The sequence below is a fragment of the Pseudomonas sp. R28(2017) genome (assembly GCF_002112505.1).
Lineage (GTDB): Bacteria > Pseudomonadota > Gammaproteobacteria > Pseudomonadales > Pseudomonadaceae > Aquipseudomonas.
This window is the reverse complement of sequence record NZ_NEHW01000002.1, coordinates 392776-410148: the sequence shown is the minus strand read 5'-3', so window position 1 is coordinate 410148 and position 17373 is coordinate 392776. Positions and strand designations below refer to the sequence as shown.

The window sequence follows — 17373 nt, the reverse complement described above, 5'->3', positions numbered from 1 at the left end:
CCGCTTTCACCGACACACTGCAGATACCCGTCCCGCCCACACTCCCGGTCACACAACGACACTCCGGGAGACCTCACCCATGAAGCCGCTCACCCTGCCCTCCGGCTGGAAGCTGTTCGCCGCCCTTGCGGGCCTGACCTTGCTGATGACCGCCGTGGTCCTGCTCGGCGCTGGGCCAGGCGCGGATGGCCTGCGCAGTGCCATTCGCGCCACGGCGCGCAGTTCGTTCGCGTTGTTCCTGCTGGCCTTCCTGGCCTCGTCGGCAGCCACCCTGCTGCCCGGCAGCGGCAGCCGGCGGCTGCTTCGCGAGCGGCGCTACCTAGGCCTGGCCTTCGCCTTTTCGCACACCGTGCATGGTGTGCTGATCTACCGCTACGCCCAGCAGTTTCCTGAACTGTTCTGGGCCGGGCGCACAGCCACCTCGAACCTGCCCGGCAGCATCGGCTACCTGTTCCTGCTGCTGCTCACCCTGACTTCGTTCAAGGCCCCGATGCGGCTGCTCGGCGGCCGAGCCTGGAAAACCCTGCACAGCACCGGCATGTGGGTGTTGGCCGCAGTGTTCTGCCTGTCGTTCTACAAACGCATCCCCATGGGCGGCTGGTACCCACTGGCCTTCGCCCTGATGTTCAGCGCCATCGCCCTCAAACTGACCGCAAAGCTGGCGCCCCGCCGCGCGGCCAACGCCCTTTCCTGAAGCGAGATACCCACATGAATGCACTGACCCGCACCTTCAACCAAGTCGATCACCTTGGTAGCTGGACTGCCGACCTGCCTTTGCGGCTGTTCCTGGCCTGGGAGTTTTTCGAGTCCGGCCTGGAGAAATTCAATGGCAGCAACTGGTTCGCCGACTTGCAGGGGAGTTTCCCCTTCCCCTTCAACGCCCTGCCAGCAGAGCTGAACTGGCAGCTGTCGATGTGGGCCGAACTGCTGCTGCCGCTGCTGCTGTTACTCGGCCTGGGCACTCGGCTGGCGTCGGCGGGGCTGATGGTGCTGACCGTGGTGGCGATTGCCGCCGTGCACTGGCCTGCGCAGTGGTCGAGCCTGGCCGAGTTGGCGCAAGGCTATGCCATAACCGACCAGGGGTACGGCAACTTCAAGTTGCCGCTGATCTACCTGGTCGCGCTGTTGCCACTGCTGCTCAAAGGCTCGGGGCGCATGAGCCTGGACCACTGGCTCAAGGCCCGCTCACGGTGACGACACGCCGGGGCTGCAGGGCAGCCCCGTTTTCCCACTTACCGGGTACCGACGATGATGCCTTGCTCTCGCAACTGCCTGAGCATCGCCAACCCCTCCTGCAGACTGGCTGACAGCGCCTGCAGACGGTCCCGCCCCCGGCCTTGCAGCACCAGCATGCGGTAGGTCATGGGGGAAAGACGGGCAAACCGCACACGCAGGCCGGCATCGCGATAAACCAGCAACAAGGTCGCTACGCCAGGCGCCACTTGTGGCTGAAAGCCCGGGCCTATGCGGTCGACCGGCCAGCGATAGGCCAGTACCTTTGCCGTGCATGACAGCACGGGTTCTGCCTCCAGCAAATCGCCATTGGGGTCATGGGGCGGGTCCTTGGCATCACTCAAGTAGAGCTGTGACTCGACGCACTCGTAGTGGGCCAGTTCCACCTCCCAGGACGCCTTCGGCTGCACACCCTGCAAGTAGCCGACAAAAGCAGCGGCGATTTCGGTGAACAATGGCGTTTGACAGCGGTAGCTGGCATAGAAATCATGCACCCGCGCATGCCAGCACTGCTCGCCAAGCGTTTGCCGAAGCACTGGAAAACTGTTCGCCAGCAGCCCTTCGATGGTGCCGTAGAACAACTCGCGGTACACCTTCAGGCGCCGAGCCTCCAGCCCCGGAGGGGGGGCATGGCGCAGCGGATCTCGCAGATGCCGCGCCAGGATGAATTGCTGGTTACGCAATGTGCTGCTCAAGCGCTACCTCCTGTTGAATGGCTCGCATGCGCTCGACCTCTGCGAGCAAATCGGCCAACGGCGGGTAATTGAAATCGCGCTCCAGTACCGAAGGCACAGCCCCGAAGCGCCTGCAGGCACTGGCGAACAGGCCCCATACAGCGTCCTTCACCGGCGCGCCATGGGTATCGACCAGAAGATCCGGCGCCTCCTGGTAATGGCCCGCCACATGCATCCCTGCCACGCGTGCTGCGGGTAGCCCGCGCAGGAACGCCTGGGCGTCGTAGCGGTGATTGCAGGCATTGACGAAGACGTTGTTGACGTCCAGCAACAGGTCGCAGTCGGCTTCATCGAGCACTGCACAGACGAACTCCAACTCAGTCATCGCCTGATAAGGCGCGGCGTAATAGCTGATGTTCTCCACGGCAATTCGCCGCTGCAATTCATCCTGCGCCTGGCGGATACGCGCACTGACCTGATGCACGGCTTCTTCGGTAAACGGTATCGGCATGAGGTCGTAAAGGTACCCATCGTCGCTGCAGTAGCTCAGGTGCTCGCTGTAATGGCGCACCTGGTAGCGATCCAGAAAGCGCCGAAGCTGCTGCATGAAGTGCCGGTCCACTGGCAAGCTCCCGCCCAAAGACAAGGACAGCCCATGGCAGGTCAGCGCATGGCGCTCGGCCAGTTGCGCCAGGCTTCGGCCATAGGCACCACCAACGCCGATCCAGTTTTCCGGTGCGCATTCCAGAAAATCCACTGCACTTGGTGTGAGGTCGAGCAGTTCAGGCATCAGGCCACGACGCAGGCCGAGGCCGGTGAGCAAGGGTGTGCGGTTCATCATTGAATCCCCTGTCAAGAAAAACGCCCCGCCTGACATGCAGGAGGGGCGTTGTCGTTGAGTCGGCAACTCAATCAGGATTTGCTTTTACCGTGGTCGGCCTTGCCACTGCTACCGCATTTGCCTTCACCACACTTGCCTTCGCTTTTCTCGGCTTTGCTATCGCCACCGCATTTGCCTTCACCACATTTGCCTTCGGCTTGTGCCTTGGCATCGGCCAGCAGGTAGCCCTGTGGCAGCGGTTCGACGGCAAACGCGTTGCTACCGACTGCCATGCCACCAATCAGTGCAGCGCCGAGCAGGCCAAGGGTTTTACGTGCTTCAGTCATGATGCATCTCCACTTTGCTTGATAAGTGGAGTCATTAGGCCGCATGGGCGCTACATGGCTGAATCACCGAAATTGGCATGTCCTGTAGGAGCCTCCCCGCCGTGCTGACAGAAACGGCCCCCTGCACTCGCCGATCAATCGTCCAGGGGTTTAGGGGGGGCGGCTGGTTTGGCCGGTTTGGCGGGCTTGCTGTCCTTGGCCTTGGGTTCAGGTACCGCCGCCACAGGTTCCGGCGCGCTCACGGCCTTTTCGCTCGCCGGTAGCGCATCGACGGCCTGGAAGATCGCCTGCGGGTCAATCTTCTCGCCTGTATCATCATCCTTGAGCACGTGACGCTCACCGTCCATGCCCACCAGGATCACCTTGGTACCCTTGCTTGCGCCCAGCTTGAGCTCGCGAATAAGGGCCATCGTGGTCTGCTGCTCGAGGTTCTTGTCCTCACGCTTGCCCATCATCTGGGCAACGCTGAAGAGCACCAGTTTGCGCTCCTTGAAACCCGCCTGGGTAGCCGGGTCCTTGAGATCCTCGTTCAACCCCCGCAGGGTGGGGTCGGCACTGCTTGGAGCGATGACGACCAATGGCCTGGCCTTGCCCAGTTCCTTGGCCAGCGGCGCATCACTGTCAGCCGCAAGCAACGGGCCGGCAACAGCGAGCAAGGTGGCGAGGGTCATTGACCGGACGAGCATGCGAATCTCCTTATTTCTCTCGATAAACCAAAAGACTACGGATCAGGGAGAAAGATCCGACAAGAGCCTAAACCACCTGACGCGCCTTGGGGCAGGCGAAAGGTAACTGGCCATTACCAGGAGCCCTCGGCTGATCCCAGCCTAGGGCACAGCAGCCAAGGCCCATGACCAGAGCATAGTCCAACCCGGCGCGGTGCAGGGCTGGCTTGTGCAGGGCTCATGGCGTCTCCACCACCTGCAGCGCTTGCCGTGTCAACGCCAGCTTGCGCTCATGCTGTTCCACATCGATCACTGCCTGCAGTACCTGGATATCGGCCTCGGAATGCAGTGCCGCCAGCTGTTTGCGGTAATGGTCAGGGACTCGCAGGGCCTGTGTGTGGGCGCTCTCCAGATAGCGCTGCCAGAAACGGCACTGCACCATCCACTCCGCCAGGTTGTCGTCGGTTTCTTGCCCGACTACCCAGGCTGCCGCTTGCGCCGCCCGCTGGTCATCGACCAGGGCGGAAGCAGGAAAGCGCATCATCTGTGTGTTGACCGGCAGATCGAGCCCATCGCGCAAGTGAATGTTGTAGGCCAGCACCACCTCGATTTCCTCGAGCTCTGGCGATCGTTGCCGCCGGCTGCGAAAGTCGCGCAATGCATAAGCGTTGAGCCGCGACAGGCGCCACAGGCGCCTCGCCAGCCGCGCCAGCACCTGCGCCTGACAGGCACCCGCCGCCTCGTGCTCGGCGTGCCACACCAAGGCCCTCACCTCCAGTTCACTGAAATGAATGGCGGCACCGTCGCCACAGGTCTCGATCTGCGCAGCGGCAAACAGTGCTTCGCGCAAAGCGGCGAACTCCGTCATCTGCTGCATCATGTCCATCACCCTGCGCGCCAGGTCGCTGGCCTGTGCACCGCTGAAATCGGCGGACTGCGTGAGTTCCTTGAGCAGGCTGAAGAACTGTTCACATCCGTCCTCATCCTCCACCCTGGACCACAGCGAGGCAAACGGTGCGCGTTGCTCATCGCCCACGCGATCCAGCCAGAGCAGACGGGTCGGCACATTGCCGGGGGCCGACTGCACGGCCTCCATGCCCCTGGCGGCCCTGGCTTCGATGAGTCGCCGGCGCTCGGCAGGCAACAGCTCGTTACCCTCCAGGGTGACCTGGCCTCGACGCCAGACCGGCGAGTCGTAGAAGCCTTCGGGCAGCTCATGAAGACGGTTGCCACCCACCTCGAGCACCTGCAGGTCCTGCAGCTCCAGCACACCGATCGGTAACCGCGTGATGCCCGTGTCGCGCAACCTGAGCTCGACCAGATCGCGCATTGCCTGCACCGAAAAATTGGCACGCAGCGGGTTTCTCGACAGGTTGAGGTAAAGCAGTGACTCGCAGCTGGCAAGCAGCGTGGACTGGGAAGGGTCCAGTTCGATCTGGTTGTCATACAGGTCCAGCGACCGTAAGCGGCTGAGCTGCGCCAACTGTGCCGGCAACCGCTTGAGGTGGTTACCCATCAGTTCCAGGGTGCAGACATTGGGAAAGGCACGCAAGAACCCATCTGGCAGCACTTTCAGCCCCGATTGCTCGAACTGCAGGACCCTGACATGCGGCAAGCTCACCTCGACAGGCAGCTCCGGCAACTCGTTCACGTCACGGCCAATCCAGCGCCAGCTGTACCCCTCTTCGTAACGGATGCGGTAACTCTGCTGAGGCACGATGTAGCGCCAGCAGTCGACCAGCCCATGCCTGAACTCGCGCCGCGCCTGTCGCTGCCGGGTAGTGGGGGCACTGTGGGCCCACGCCTTGAGCTGGCGCTCCAGCAGCTTGAGCTGCTGCTCGAGCTCTGCAAGCAGTTGCGCCACATCGCGTCCCGCCGCTTGAACGTCTTCCAGCCAGCGACGGATCTGAGGCTCGTCATCGTCAAAATCCGGGTACAGATCCGCCACCCGTGCCGCCAGCGAACGTGGCCGAAAGGTGAAGGCATCGAACCAGCCCGGGCAGCAACTGAGCGGATAACCGACACACTTGCCGACCCGTTGCGGCGCCACCCACCATGCCGGCTGGCGGGCCACCCCGAGCATCGCCGGCAGCTGCGCCCGCTGCTCGACCGCGCGCTCGGCAAGGGCCTGTCGCAAGCTGGCGGACACCGGCTCAGCCAGCCCCAGGGCGTGCCACTGCGCAGCAGGAAGCGCCCGGGTCATGACTTCGAACACATCCCCGGGCTCACCCAAGCTCAGCCCTTGTGCATCGCGCAATGCGAAACGCCCGTGCCGATGGATCAAGTCATAGTGTGTGCCAATGCCACGGGTGGTCAGCAGCGGGCCTGGGGCCTGGTCGTCGAACAGCCGCCAGACCGGGCCATTGGCGGTCCGGGTCAAGTGTTCGAACAGCCGCAGCACCACACGCGCCATGTCCAGGTGCTGCGGGGTATCGATCTGCATGGCCTCGATCACCCGCGATACCCGGGCATGTATCGCACTGGCCCTTGCCAACCGGGCCAGCCCCGGGGTGATACGGGCGAAGTCCAATAGCGCCTGGCGATCGGCATCGGTCGCCGCACGCAGCACCGCGTCGGCGGCCAGCACGTGCAAGCTGGGGAACGCCCGACGCAGTGTGGCGATGCTGGCAGACTCGGGCAGTTGCACGTCTTCGTACCATTGCTGCCACAACGCCTGGCGGCTGGCCCAGGCCAGTTCGCCCAGCGCGGGTCCAGGCATGCTTGCCGCACCGGGCAAGGCCCGGGCATAGGCGAGTGCATCCGAATCCACGGGCACACTCCCCGCACGCAAATGCTCGATCAGCTGTGCCACCCGCCCGGCCAGGCGCGCGCGCAATACGGCATCGACCAGCGCCGGGTCCGGCGCCCTGCCGTACATGTGCAAGGCGCGCAGATCGTCGCTTGCCAGCCCCTGATTGGCCAGCACCTGATCGACCTGTCCATCGGTCAACTGACGGAAGGGCGTACCCAGGCGTCGAAACAGGTACCGAGGGTCGGCCCACTGCGACGGCCGTTCGCTCCAGAGCCGCCAGGCACCTGCGCCGTTATGGCGCAACAGTGGACCGTGCCCCTGCTGCGGCCGTACCTGCCACTGCTGGTCCTCGCTGCGCTGCACGATGTTGTACCAATGCCCGTCCAGCTCCACCAGGTCATGCTCACCGTCGGCATGGATACCCAAGGCATCCGCCTCATTGTCCGCGGCAGGCGCCGGGCGCCGGTATGCCTGCAGGTTCTGGTCCCAGAGTTTCTCGCTACCGTCTTCCAGCTGCGTCGGCACCAGGCCATCGACAAAGCTGGAGCCCGTCCAGGCCCGCCGCGCAAGCGCAACGCCAGCCCCGGTGAGCGCGACCAGTGCCACGTCCCTGGCGACCTTGGTCAGGTGTTCCAGCGCGGCCTGGGTGTCCCCGTCGCGCCAGTCGTCGATGCCCTGGAACACCTCGCCAAGCAGCTCCCAGACGGTTGCCGCCAGTACCACGCCGCCCAGCGCCGGTATGAATAACCCGGCCAGCGTTGCCAGGGCCCAGCCTTGCTGCTTGAGCTGCTGGTCGCGATGCGCCTGCAGGGCGCGGTCCACTTGTGCCGTTGGCGTGACGACCATCGCAGCATCGTCTTTGATCTGGGCGATACGCGCAGCTGGCAAATGGTCGAAAAGCGCCTCGCCGATGCTCAGCAGCTGCCCCGTCAGGCTGCCGCTGGTATGGGCGGCAGAGAACCGCTGCTGGTCGCGAAGCTTGATGAAGCGGCGAAAGAACTGTTGGTACTGCCGATCCCGCAGGCGTTGCTGCAGCACTTCGCCAATAAAACCTTGCAGGCTCGGGTGGCCGCTCCAGGCACCATTGCGGTCGCCCGGAATGTACACGAGGATTCGCCGTGTGGTGTTGCGCAACAAACCCTCGTCAAGCACTTGCAGCACGATGACCTGCTGCACGTCACAGCCACTGAGCTGCAGTTGCCGATAGCGCACCACCGAACCGTCCAGCTGCTGCAGGCGCGATTCCTGCGCCAGGGTGATGATCAGTTTCAGCTCCTGGTCATCCAGCGCCCCGTCGCTTCTTGCCCTGTAGGCATCGACCAGCAAACCCTGGCGCAGCATCTGCGTCAGGGTCGCCCTGAACGCTTCATCCAGCACGGCGTCCAGGTGCTGCTGATAAGCCGCGCCCAGGTCCAGCTTGCGGCAGAGCCCCGCAAAGTCCGCCGCCGACCGTTGCCCCAGCTCCTTGCCCAACACATCGAACAGGCCATTGCGCCTGGGCTCACCCTCCCCGGCCGCTTCCTGGGCAGTGAAGTTGTTCAACGCAGCCTGATACAGCGGCGTGTCGGTGTAGTCCCGGTCCATCTGCGGCCAGCGCCCGGTGGCCCATGTCGGCTTCTCGGTGAAGTAGTAATACCAACGGCGCAGGTACAACAGGTCGATATCCACGTCGCGCTCGTAGCGGCCCGTCAGGGCCTGGTTCAATGCCCGCTTGACGAAGGCATCGACAGGCTGCAGGCCCGCGAGGCGAGTAGCAAGCTGCTGTCGATGCAGCAGGCTGGCCTTCAGCGCCTGGCTGACTGCATCGAGCTGCACGCTATCCAGCCTGCCCAACCAGCCAGGCAGCCGCTTGGCGATCAGCTTGTCCTGATACGCCTGCTCCATGGCCAGCTGCTGTTCCGCCGTCAGGGTTCGGTCAGGTGTGCCCATACATGCCTCCGTCGTTGTCGAAGGCACGAGGTTAGGCGGTTCACGCGCCAGGCCCAGGCTAGATAACTACTACTCACGCAGCGACGCCCGCGGTACAACCGGCGGTATGAAGACCAGGGGCAGGTTCCGGGCAATGGCCTCGCGTGAAAGCTGTTCCAGCAGATTGCGCTCGCGCTGCTGGATGCGTGCGTGCAGGCGGTCGATCTGTGCCTGCCCGGCATCGCTTGCGAGCAGCGTCTCCAGCTCATCGTGCAAGGCTTGCGGTACACGCAGGCGGGCTTCGTGTCGTTGCGTCAGGTGCTCGCGCCAGAATTCATGGGTTAGCAGATAGTCAGCCAGCGCATCGCTGGACTGGGCAGACCTGACCAAACGCTGGGCATTGACCAGATCATGGCTTGCAAGGTTGGCCACCCCGGGGTTGAGCATGTCGTCATGCTCGATGGGCAGATCCAGCGTGTCTGCCAACGCCAGCCGGTAGGCCAGCGCAAACTCGATCGATTCCTCCGCCCGGCCCGCCGCGATGGCATGCATCCCGGCCACCGTATCCAGCGTGTCCAGCCGCCAGCACTGCGCCCCCAGGTGCAGCAATGCGCACTCGCGCTCACCGGACAGATCACCGTGCAAGGCCTTCCAGACCCGCACCCGCACCTCCAGGTCACTGAAGCGCAGGGTGGCGTTGTCCTGGCAATGTTCGGTCAGCGCATGCTCATACAGCTGCCCCTGCAACGCCGGGCGCTCGGACATGTAGGCCAGCATCCTGAACACCCGCAACGCCAGGTAGCGGGCCAGGAACCCCTCCTGGAAGTCGGCCGATGTGGTCAGCCGCTCCAGCAGGTGGAAGAAGTCCCTCGAAGCAGGCTTGCCATCGAGCTTGCCCCAGATATCGGCCATCTGGTCCCGCTGCCCACGGGCAACCAGGTCGAGCCAGCGCAGCTTGAGCGGCACTTCGCCGTCAGCCACTTCATGCCAGGCGTCCGCCGCCAACGCCAGTGGGTTTCCGCTAAGCCGCACCCTGGCACCCAGCCACAGCCTGGAGCGATAGAAGGCGAATGGCAGCGCAAAGATGCGGTTTTCGCTGAGGTCAAGGGTAGTGAGTCGCGGCGCCTGCATGACCCCCGTCGGCATCTCGACCAACTGCGTGTTGCACAGCAGCAGTGTGCGCAGACCCGGCATGCCCTCCAGCGCAAACGCGCGCGCCAGCGGGTTGTGCGACAGATTAAGGTAGACCAGCGAGCCGGCGTGCGCCAGCAAGCGGTGCAGCGGTTCGTCCATCCGCAACTGGTTGCCCGACAGGTCCAGCACATTCAGGCGAGCGGCCATGGCCTCGGGCAGCGACAGGCTGCGCAACCGGCAGTTGGTCACGCTCAGCGAACGCAGCGAGGGGAAGGCCCGCAGGAAGCCTTCCGGCACCTCGCGCAGTTGCAAGGTACGCAAGCCGATTTCCGTCACATGGCCGAAGCTGACGTCGGGCGGCAGTGCGGGTAACGCGTCCAGGTCGCTGCCGTAGGTGCTGAACATGTAGGCGTGCTCTTCGGCAACCGCACCCAGCTGGCGCGGCACCTGATAACGCCAGCATTCGAGCAGCCCTTGGGCGAACTCCCTGCGCGCCTTCCAGCGCCAGGTGCGGACGGTTGAGAACTGCCAGGCCCTGAGGCACTGGCGCAAGGCCGTGAGCTGTTGCCGCAGTGCTTGCAGCTCGGCAGCCGGGCTTCGTTGCGACGCTCGCAGGTTGTCGAGCCAGCGCACGACCGCTTCATCGTCCAGCCCCGGGTACAGATCACGCAACTCTGCCAGCAGGCTTACCGGGCGCTGCCGTTCCAGCCCGAGGCGGCGGCGCCACTGACTCAGCGGGTAGCCGACCCGGCCATCACCCAACTGTTGTGGCATCCGGAAAAAGCCAGGATCACGCCTGATACCGAGCCACTCTGCCAGCTTATCTTCCTGCCCCGCCAGGCGGCTGGCCAGCGCAGCCCGCAACTGCGAAGCGAATGGCTCACCCAGCCCCAGTGCCGCGCGCTGTTCACTCGAGTAGGCATTGGCCATCACCTCGAACAGCTCGCCATCCGTGCCCACCGTGGCGCCGCTTTCATCGCTGAGCTGGAACGCCCCGGCTCGATGGTGCAGGCGCCACAGCGGTTGCCCGACCCTCGACTGGCTCACCGGCTCCAGTGCGTCACCGTCGAACAACTGCCAGGCGGGGCCCTTGTCGGCACCCGGTAGTTGCTCCGCCAGCCTGAACACCACACGGGCCAGATCCAGGCTCTGCGGGGTGTCGAACAGCAGTGCTTCGTGCACCCGCAGACAGCGGATACGCCTGGCCAGTGCAGCCGCCGAGAGCTCCAGATGCGCCTGGCGAGCTCCATTCAACAGCTCCTCGGCGCCCAGGCGATGCAAGCTGGGGAAGCTGCGCTGCAGCTCATGGGTATCCGCCGTGACGGGGTATTTTTCGTAGTACAACTGTTGCAGGAATGACCGGCGCTGGCGCCATACCCGTTTTGCCAAGGCCTGTGGCGGGAGCCCCTCTGCCCCCTCCCAACGCTGCACGCGCTCAAGCAGTTCACGGTCAGTAGCGGTGCCGCTTCGCAGCTCACTGACCAACGCCTGAATGCGCCTGGCCAGCAGTACTCGGCTCACGGAATCGACCAGGCAGGCTTCCGGCGCACGGCCGCAGACGTGCAAGCCGCGCAACTGGTCGGCGTCGATGGCATGGATGGCCAGCACCTGATCGATCTGTTCGTCGCTCAACTGCCCGAAATCGTTACCCAGGCGGCGGAACAGCGCACGGGGCTCGTCCCATTCCAGCGGCGATTCGCACCAGACTCGCCAGGCGCCAGCGCCGTTGTGGCGCAACATGGGACCGTGGCCGTCGCGGGGCAGTACTTGCCACTGCCCGTCGTCGCGCTGGCGCACCGCATAGAAATGGCCTTGCATGCGCACCCAGCAGTTGTCGCCCAGGCGGTAGATGCCCTGTTCATCAGGCAGCGCCTGGACCGGGGGCGCGACGCTGCGCAAAGGCGCCATGTCGAACTGCCAGAGCAGCTCGCGGCCATCTTCGAGGCGAGCCGTCACTAGGCTGTCGACCAGGTTCCACTCCCGACTCAGCGCACGCACTGCCACGGCGGTGACGCCGCCCGCAATGACGGTGCCGAGAATGCTTAGCAGATGGTCCTGTGCAGCCCGAACATCGCCATCGCGCCAGGCCTCCACGGCATGAAACACATGCTTGAACATGTCCCAGGCGACTGCAGCCAGAACCACGGCATTCACTGCCGGCACGAACAGCCCCGCCAGCCCCGCCACCGTCCACAGGGCCGAGATGAAGCGCGCCTGCCGCGCTTGCTGGACCTCGCTATCGAGCACCTTGACCGGCACGGCGATGAAGGCTGCATCGGCCTTGATCTGCTCGATCCGGGCCTGGGCGAGGTGATCGAACAGCGGCAACGGATAATCGGCCATGTGCTGGTCCATGTCTCGCGAAGCGGCTTCGACCACGTCCATCAGCTCAAGACCGACCCTGGCAAAAAAGGACGCCTGGTCACGGCGGCGGACGAAGCGGCTGAAAAAGCGCTGATACGCCTCATCGGCCAGGCGCTTGCCCAGCGTGCGACGAATGAAGGTGTCGAGGTCCGCCGCGGCGCTCCATGGGCTGACCGGGTCTGCGGGAACATGCACCAGTACTCGCCGGTTCGAGCCGAACCCGGCGGCGCCGTCGATTTCGAGCACGACGATCTGTTCGAGCGCGCATTCGTAAACCGTCAGCTGACGTGCCCGTACCGGGTAACCGGCGAGCGACACAGGCCAGTCGCCACGGCACAAGGCAAACACCAGCTCCAGCTCGGCGACCGTCAGCACTCCCTCGGCATGGGCCTGGCAAGCGTCGACCAACCAGGTCGCCGATTGCTGCTCTTTCAATGATGCGCTCACGGCATGCCCACTTGCAGTATGCGCGGCGGGTGCATCGAGAATGGCGGCGAGGTGATCCTGGTAGCGTTGACCGAGGTCCAGTTTGCGACACCCTCTGGCGAATGCCTGGGCGCTCATCATCTGCAGTGTCGAGCCATCGCGCTCGACCACGCGGTCGCTGCGCGGCAGGGCATGTCCACTGGCTTGCGCTTCGGTGAAGTTGGCCAGGGCTGCATCGAGCACTGGCGAATCGTGACTGGCTTTTTCTTGCTGCGGCCAATGACCGGTGGCGAACACGGGTTTGCCGGTGATCACAAAGTGGAAATGCCGGTAATACAGCGAATCGCAGTCGACCGAGGTATGCAGGCTTTCGCGCAGGGCCTGCTGCAATAGCGGTTTGCAGTGTTGCCGGATGCCCTGGAGACGCGCCAGGTCCAGGCTCAGCCGCTGCCGGCAGGCCAGGCTGGCCTTCAGCGCCTGCTGCAGCGCCGCCATCTGCCCGGCAGTCAGCGCCGGCCCTTGCCTGCCGCTTGCTGGAGAATCCAGCCGGAGCCGGGCAACCCAGCTTGGCAGGCTGCGGGCGATCATGCCGTCCTGAAAGCCTTGTTCCATCGCCAGCCGGCGATCATCCAGAGGGGCATTAGCTTGGTTCATGTCGCACCTTCACGTTTGATGAAGAGGCAACGCTAATTCCCAGGCTTGCCGGCATGGGTTACATAGCTACCCCGCGACTCAGAACAACAGCAGCTGGCGATCGGTGAGGGCACTGAAGTCATCACCGACGAAGGGCAGGATGGCATCGGCCACCGGTTGCAGTTGCCGACTCAGGTAGTGCTCATAGTCGATCGGCGCCTGCAGGTTCTCCAGCGGCTCGGGGCCTGCGGTGGTGACCAGGTAGCTGATCCAGCCGCCGCGCTGGTATTGCCGAGGGCGGCCCAGGCGGCCGTTGTAATCATCCGCCAGGCGTGCAGCGCGCACATGCGGCGGGACATTGCGCTGGTAGTCGGCCAACGGCCGGCGCAGGCGCTTGCGGTACACCAGCAACGCGTCGTGCTCGCCCGCCAAGGTCTGGCGCACATACTCGACGACATATTCACGGTAGGGCTGGCCACGGAAGATCCGCCCGTACAGTTCCTGCTGGAAGCGCTGAGCCAGCGGCGACCAATCGGTGCGCACCGATTCCAGGCCCTTGTAGACCATGTCTTCGCTGCCATCGGCGCGCTGCACCAGGCCGGCGTAGCGCTTCTTGCTGCCCTCGTCCGCCCCTCGGATGGTGGGCATCAGGAAACGCCGGTAATGCACCTCGAACTGCAACTCCAGCGCGCTTTCCAGGTTCAGGGTGGTGCGCAGGTGCTCGCGCCACCACTGGTTGACCTGTGCCACCAGGTCACGGCCAATCCGCGCCGCAGCCGCTTCGTCATGGGCGCCCTTGAGCCAGACGAAAGTGGAGTCGGTGTCCCCATAGATCACTTCATAACCCTGCGCTTCGATCAACGCGCGGGTCTGGCGCATGATCTGGTGGCCGCGCAGGGTGATCGACGAGGCAAGGCGCGGGTCGAAAAAGCGGCAACCGCTGGAGCCGAGTACGCCGTAGAAGGCATTCATGATGATCTTCAGCGCTTGCGACAGGGGGGCATTACCCTCGCGCTTGGCCGCCTCCCGGCCCTGCCATACACGCTCGACAATGGCCGGCAGGCAGTGCCGGGTGCGCGAGAACCGCCCGCCGCGAAAGCCCTCCACGGAATGCTCGTCATCCGCCAGGCGCAGGCCTTCGACCAGGCCCACCGGGTCGATCAGGAACGTGCGGATGATCGACGGATACAGGCTCTTGTAGTCCAGCACCAGGACCGAATCGTACAGCCCCGGGCGCGAGTCCATGACAAAACCACCCGGGCTGGCCTCGTCCGGGCGGCTGCCGAGGCTGGGCGCGACGAAGCCCAGGCGGTGCATCTGCGGGATGTACAGGTGGCAGAATGCAGCCACCGAACCACCGCTGCGGTCCACGGCAAGGCCGGTGACCGAGGCGCGTTCCATGAGGAACTCCAGCAGGCGGGTATGCGCGAAGATACGGGTGACCAGTTCACAGTCCTTGAGGTTGTAGCGTGCCAGGGCCGGCTTGTCCTCGGCGAAACGGCGGTTGATTTCATCCATGCGCTGGTACGGCGTATCGATGGCCTTGCCTTCGCCCAGCAAGGTCTGGGCAACGCTTTCCAGGCTGAACGAAGGGAAGCTCCAGGTCGCTGAACGCAGGGCCTCGATGCCGTCGATCAACAGCCGCCCGGGCGCATCGGCGAACACGTGGCCACCACCGGCCTGGCTGCGCAAGGTCATCGGCGCCGCGTTGCGGCCCAGGGCCAGGGGCACCTGCAGCGCCTTGGCATGCTCGTGCAGCAGGCGCAGGTCGAACTGGATCAGGTTCCAGCCGATGATTGCATCCGGGTCGTGCTCGGCCATCCACTGGTTCAGGCACTGCAACAACTCGGCACGGTCCGCACAATAATGCAGGTCGAAGTCCAGTTCATCGGCAGCGCCATTGGCCGGCCCGAGCATGTATACCTGGCGCTGGCCGCAGCCTTCCAGGGCGATGCTGTACAGCTCGCCACGCTCGCTGGTCTCGATGTCCAGCGAGGCCAGGCGCAGCGTCGGGCGGTAGCCCGGCGAGGGCTTGAGCTGAGCATCGCAATACACGCCCTGGGCATCCGGCTGGCCGGCGAACTGCACCGGCGCGGTGATGAAGCGCTCCATCAGGTAGCGCTCGGGGGGGCGTATGTCGGCTTCGAACACGTCGATCCCGGCTGCACGCAGGCGCTGTTCCAATTGCATCAACTGACGGTGCTGGCGGGTGTAGAGGCCAAGCATCGGCCGCTGATCGAAGTCTTTCAGGCGCAGCGGCTTGAGCTGCACGCCCTGCTCCTTGGCCAACAGCACACGGGCGTGCTCGGCCTGCGCCTGGGGGATGAACGCGACCGACTCCTGCGCGGCCAGGCGCAACAACCTTGGCCCGGCATCCGTTGCCAGCCAGAACTCCACACAGGTACCGTCGGGCGTGTCATGCCAATGCCGGGTCAGGACAAAGCCCTGTTGCAACTCCACTGCGTGGTCCTCGCCTCGTCTGCACGGTTGATGGCGACGATTCTACGCCAGCGCGCCGTCGCCACGAAGCCGCTGTGCCGCATCGGGGTTTCAGCCGTACAGGTAGTCGATGTCCTTGTAGGCCAGCGGCGGCACCTGGGCCAGCAGAAAATCGCGCAGCTTGTGCATCTGCCGCGCTTTCGGGCTGCTCTTGAGCCAGGTCATGTAATACCCGTCGCCGGTCGACACCGCGTGCTTGAACGGTGTCACCAGGCGCCCGGCGCCGAGGTCGGCACTGGCCAGCACCAGGTCGACCACCGAAATGCCCAGCCCCTGCTGGGCTGCCGAGATGCCTTGGTCGAGGGTGTCGAACACCTGGCCCTGGTCGATGCTGATGTCCAGGGCATCCATGCGTGCCAGCCAGCGCCGCCAGTCGCGGCGGTCCGGGGACGGATGCAGGAACTCACACTGGCGCAGGTCGGCCAGCTCCGGTTGCGCTTGCGTCATGTAGTCCGGATGGCAGACCGGAATCAGCCATTCATCGAACAGCTTGACGCTCTCGACATCGGCCGGGAAACGGCCGTTGGCGAGGAGGATGGCGCAATCGTAGGGCTCGGAGTAGAAGTCCACCGAGTCGATGTCCATCCACACGCTCGACAGCTGCACGCTGCAGTTGTCTTCGAGCTTCTTGAAGCCGTCCAGCGCCCGCAGCAGCCAGCGCACGGTCAGCGTCGACGGGGCTTTCAGACGCAGCCCATAGCGGTCCTGGCGCAGCAGCGCGCAGGCATTCTCGATGATCTTGAAGCCGACCTTCAGCTCCTGGGCCAACAGCCGCCCATGCTCGGTGAGGCTCAACTTGGGGCCGCGGCGCTCGAACAGGTCGCACCCGAACATGGATTCGAGCGTCTTGATGTGATGGCTGACCGCGCCCTGGGTCAGGGCCAGCTCTTCGGCGGCCCGGGTGAACGAGCCGTAGCGCGAGGCCACCTCGAAGGCACGCAGGGCGTGCAAAGCTTGAATCCGTTCCGACATGGCGCCCTCGAAGCATGAGTGAGACTAATAGTAGGTCATAGTTCCACGCGTTTTACAACGTGAAGAGCGTCTCAGAAAATGCAGGTAAATAACAAAGATAAGTATCCAACCTGCCTGCATATGAGTGGAACGCTCTCTTACTTGAATCTCCTGGGGAAATCATGTTTACGGTTTATGGAAACTGCTATCGCCTGGATGCGCTAGAGCTGGCCGATGAACATGTACGGAACAATCAGCACTGGACGCACCAAACCATACAGCATTTTCGCAGCGTGCTCGCCAACCCCGACTTCCCGTGCCTGTTCGGGCGCAAAGCGGTAGCCGGCGCATCCTGCCACATCCTCTTCGCCCGTGCCGAGCAACTGGCCGATGATATCGCCCAGGGCCTGGCCGAATACGTTCGCACCATGACCCCCGTGCCGATCAAGCAACGCATCGGCAGCCCCCTGGTGGTGTTTCTCGAAACCGCTGCCGACAGCAGCCTGGCCGAGCAACAGGCGCTGGCCTGGAAGGTACTGCGTGGGGTCCACGCCCGTGACCCGCATCCGTGGCCACAGGCGATCCCCACCGACCCGCACGACAACGCCTGGTCGTTCTGCTACGCCGGCATGCCGCTGTTCATCAACATGAACTTCCCCGGCCACCAACTGATGAAAAGCCGCAACCTGGGCCCGCACATCACCTTCGTCATCAACCCACGGGAGAACTTCGACGAAGTGGCCAACGCCAGCACCGAAAGCGGGCAACGCATTCGCGCCCGCATACGTGATCGCGTACGCCATTACAACGACGGGGTCATGCCCGAAACCCTGGGCTTCTTTGGCCAGGACGACAACTTCGAATGGAAGCAGTACCAACTGCAGGAAGCAGGCTCGCTCAATCCGTCGCGCTGCCCCTTCCATGCCCACGCCCATGCGACACCCGACACTCAGATCGAGAACTGACC

Annotated in this window: 10 protein-coding genes and 1 pseudogene; 3 read left to right on the top strand and 8 right to left on the bottom strand. The window is 64.2% G+C overall.

What is annotated here, in order from left to right; all coding sequences use genetic code 11:
• The first annotated feature begins 79 nt into the window (after positions 1–79).
• Entirely contained in the window at positions 80–694 is a 615-nt protein-coding gene (locus CAF78_RS04630) for a ferric reductase-like transmembrane domain-containing protein (RefSeq protein ID WP_085674267.1), read from the top strand.
• 14 nt (positions 695–708) lie between these two features.
• The gene (locus tag CAF78_RS04625) at positions 709–1194 is read left to right on the top strand and encodes a DoxX family protein (RefSeq protein WP_085674269.1); all 486 of its coding nucleotides are present in this window, start codon (positions 709–711) and stop codon (positions 1192–1194) included.
• A gap of 38 nt (positions 1195–1232) precedes the next feature.
• Here CAF78_RS04625 and CAF78_RS04620 read toward each other — a convergent pair whose 3' ends face one another.
• The 8 genes and pseudogenes from CAF78_RS04620 to CAF78_RS04585 all read right to left on the bottom strand — a co-directional run bounded on the left by CAF78_RS04620 (position 1233) and on the right by CAF78_RS04585 (position 16427).
• Positions 1233–1928, bottom strand: coding sequence for a DUF2063 domain-containing protein (locus CAF78_RS04620; RefSeq protein WP_085674271.1), 696 nt, complete (start codon positions 1926–1928; stop codon positions 1233–1235).
• Positions 1909–2745, bottom strand: coding sequence for a DUF692 domain-containing protein (locus tag CAF78_RS04615; RefSeq protein WP_085674922.1), 837 nt, complete (start codon positions 2743–2745; stop codon positions 1909–1911). Before CAF78_RS04615 ends, CAF78_RS04620 begins: the two co-directional genes overlap by 20 nt.
• Positions 2746–2843: 98 nt before the next feature.
• Positions 2844–3074: pseudogene (locus tag CAF78_RS04610) on the bottom strand (hypothetical protein); the annotation flags it as partial.
• A gap of 134 nt (positions 3075–3208) precedes the next feature.
• Positions 3209–3760: a DUF4174 domain-containing protein gene (locus CAF78_RS04605; RefSeq protein WP_085674273.1), complete on the bottom strand. Its 552-nt coding sequence runs from the start codon at positions 3758–3760 to the stop codon at positions 3209–3211.
• A 217-nt stretch (positions 3761–3977) separates the two neighbouring features.
• Positions 3978–8420: an NEL-type E3 ubiquitin ligase domain-containing protein gene (locus tag CAF78_RS04600; protein ID WP_085674275.1), complete on the bottom strand. Its 4443-nt coding sequence runs from the start codon at positions 8418–8420 to the stop codon at positions 3978–3980.
• 69 nt (positions 8421–8489) lie between these two features.
• Complete coding sequence (locus CAF78_RS04595) at positions 8490–12977, bottom strand: NEL-type E3 ubiquitin ligase domain-containing protein (protein ID WP_085674277.1); 4488 nt, start codon at positions 12975–12977, stop codon at positions 8490–8492.
• Between the two features lie 78 nt (positions 12978–13055).
• Entirely contained in the window at positions 13056–15416 is a 2361-nt protein-coding gene (locus CAF78_RS04590; protein ID WP_085674279.1) for a DNA polymerase II, read from the bottom strand.
• A gap of 90 nt (positions 15417–15506) precedes the next feature.
• Positions 15507–16427, bottom strand: coding sequence for a LysR substrate-binding domain-containing protein (locus CAF78_RS04585; protein ID WP_085674281.1), 921 nt, complete (start codon positions 16425–16427; stop codon positions 15507–15509).
• 161 nt (positions 16428–16588) lie between these two features.
• Between CAF78_RS04585 and CAF78_RS04580 the strand changes: the two genes are divergently transcribed.
• Positions 16589–17371: a YqcI/YcgG family protein gene (locus tag CAF78_RS04580; RefSeq protein WP_085674283.1), complete on the top strand. Its 783-nt coding sequence runs from the start codon at positions 16589–16591 to the stop codon at positions 17369–17371.
• Positions 17372–17373 lie beyond the last annotated feature (2 nt).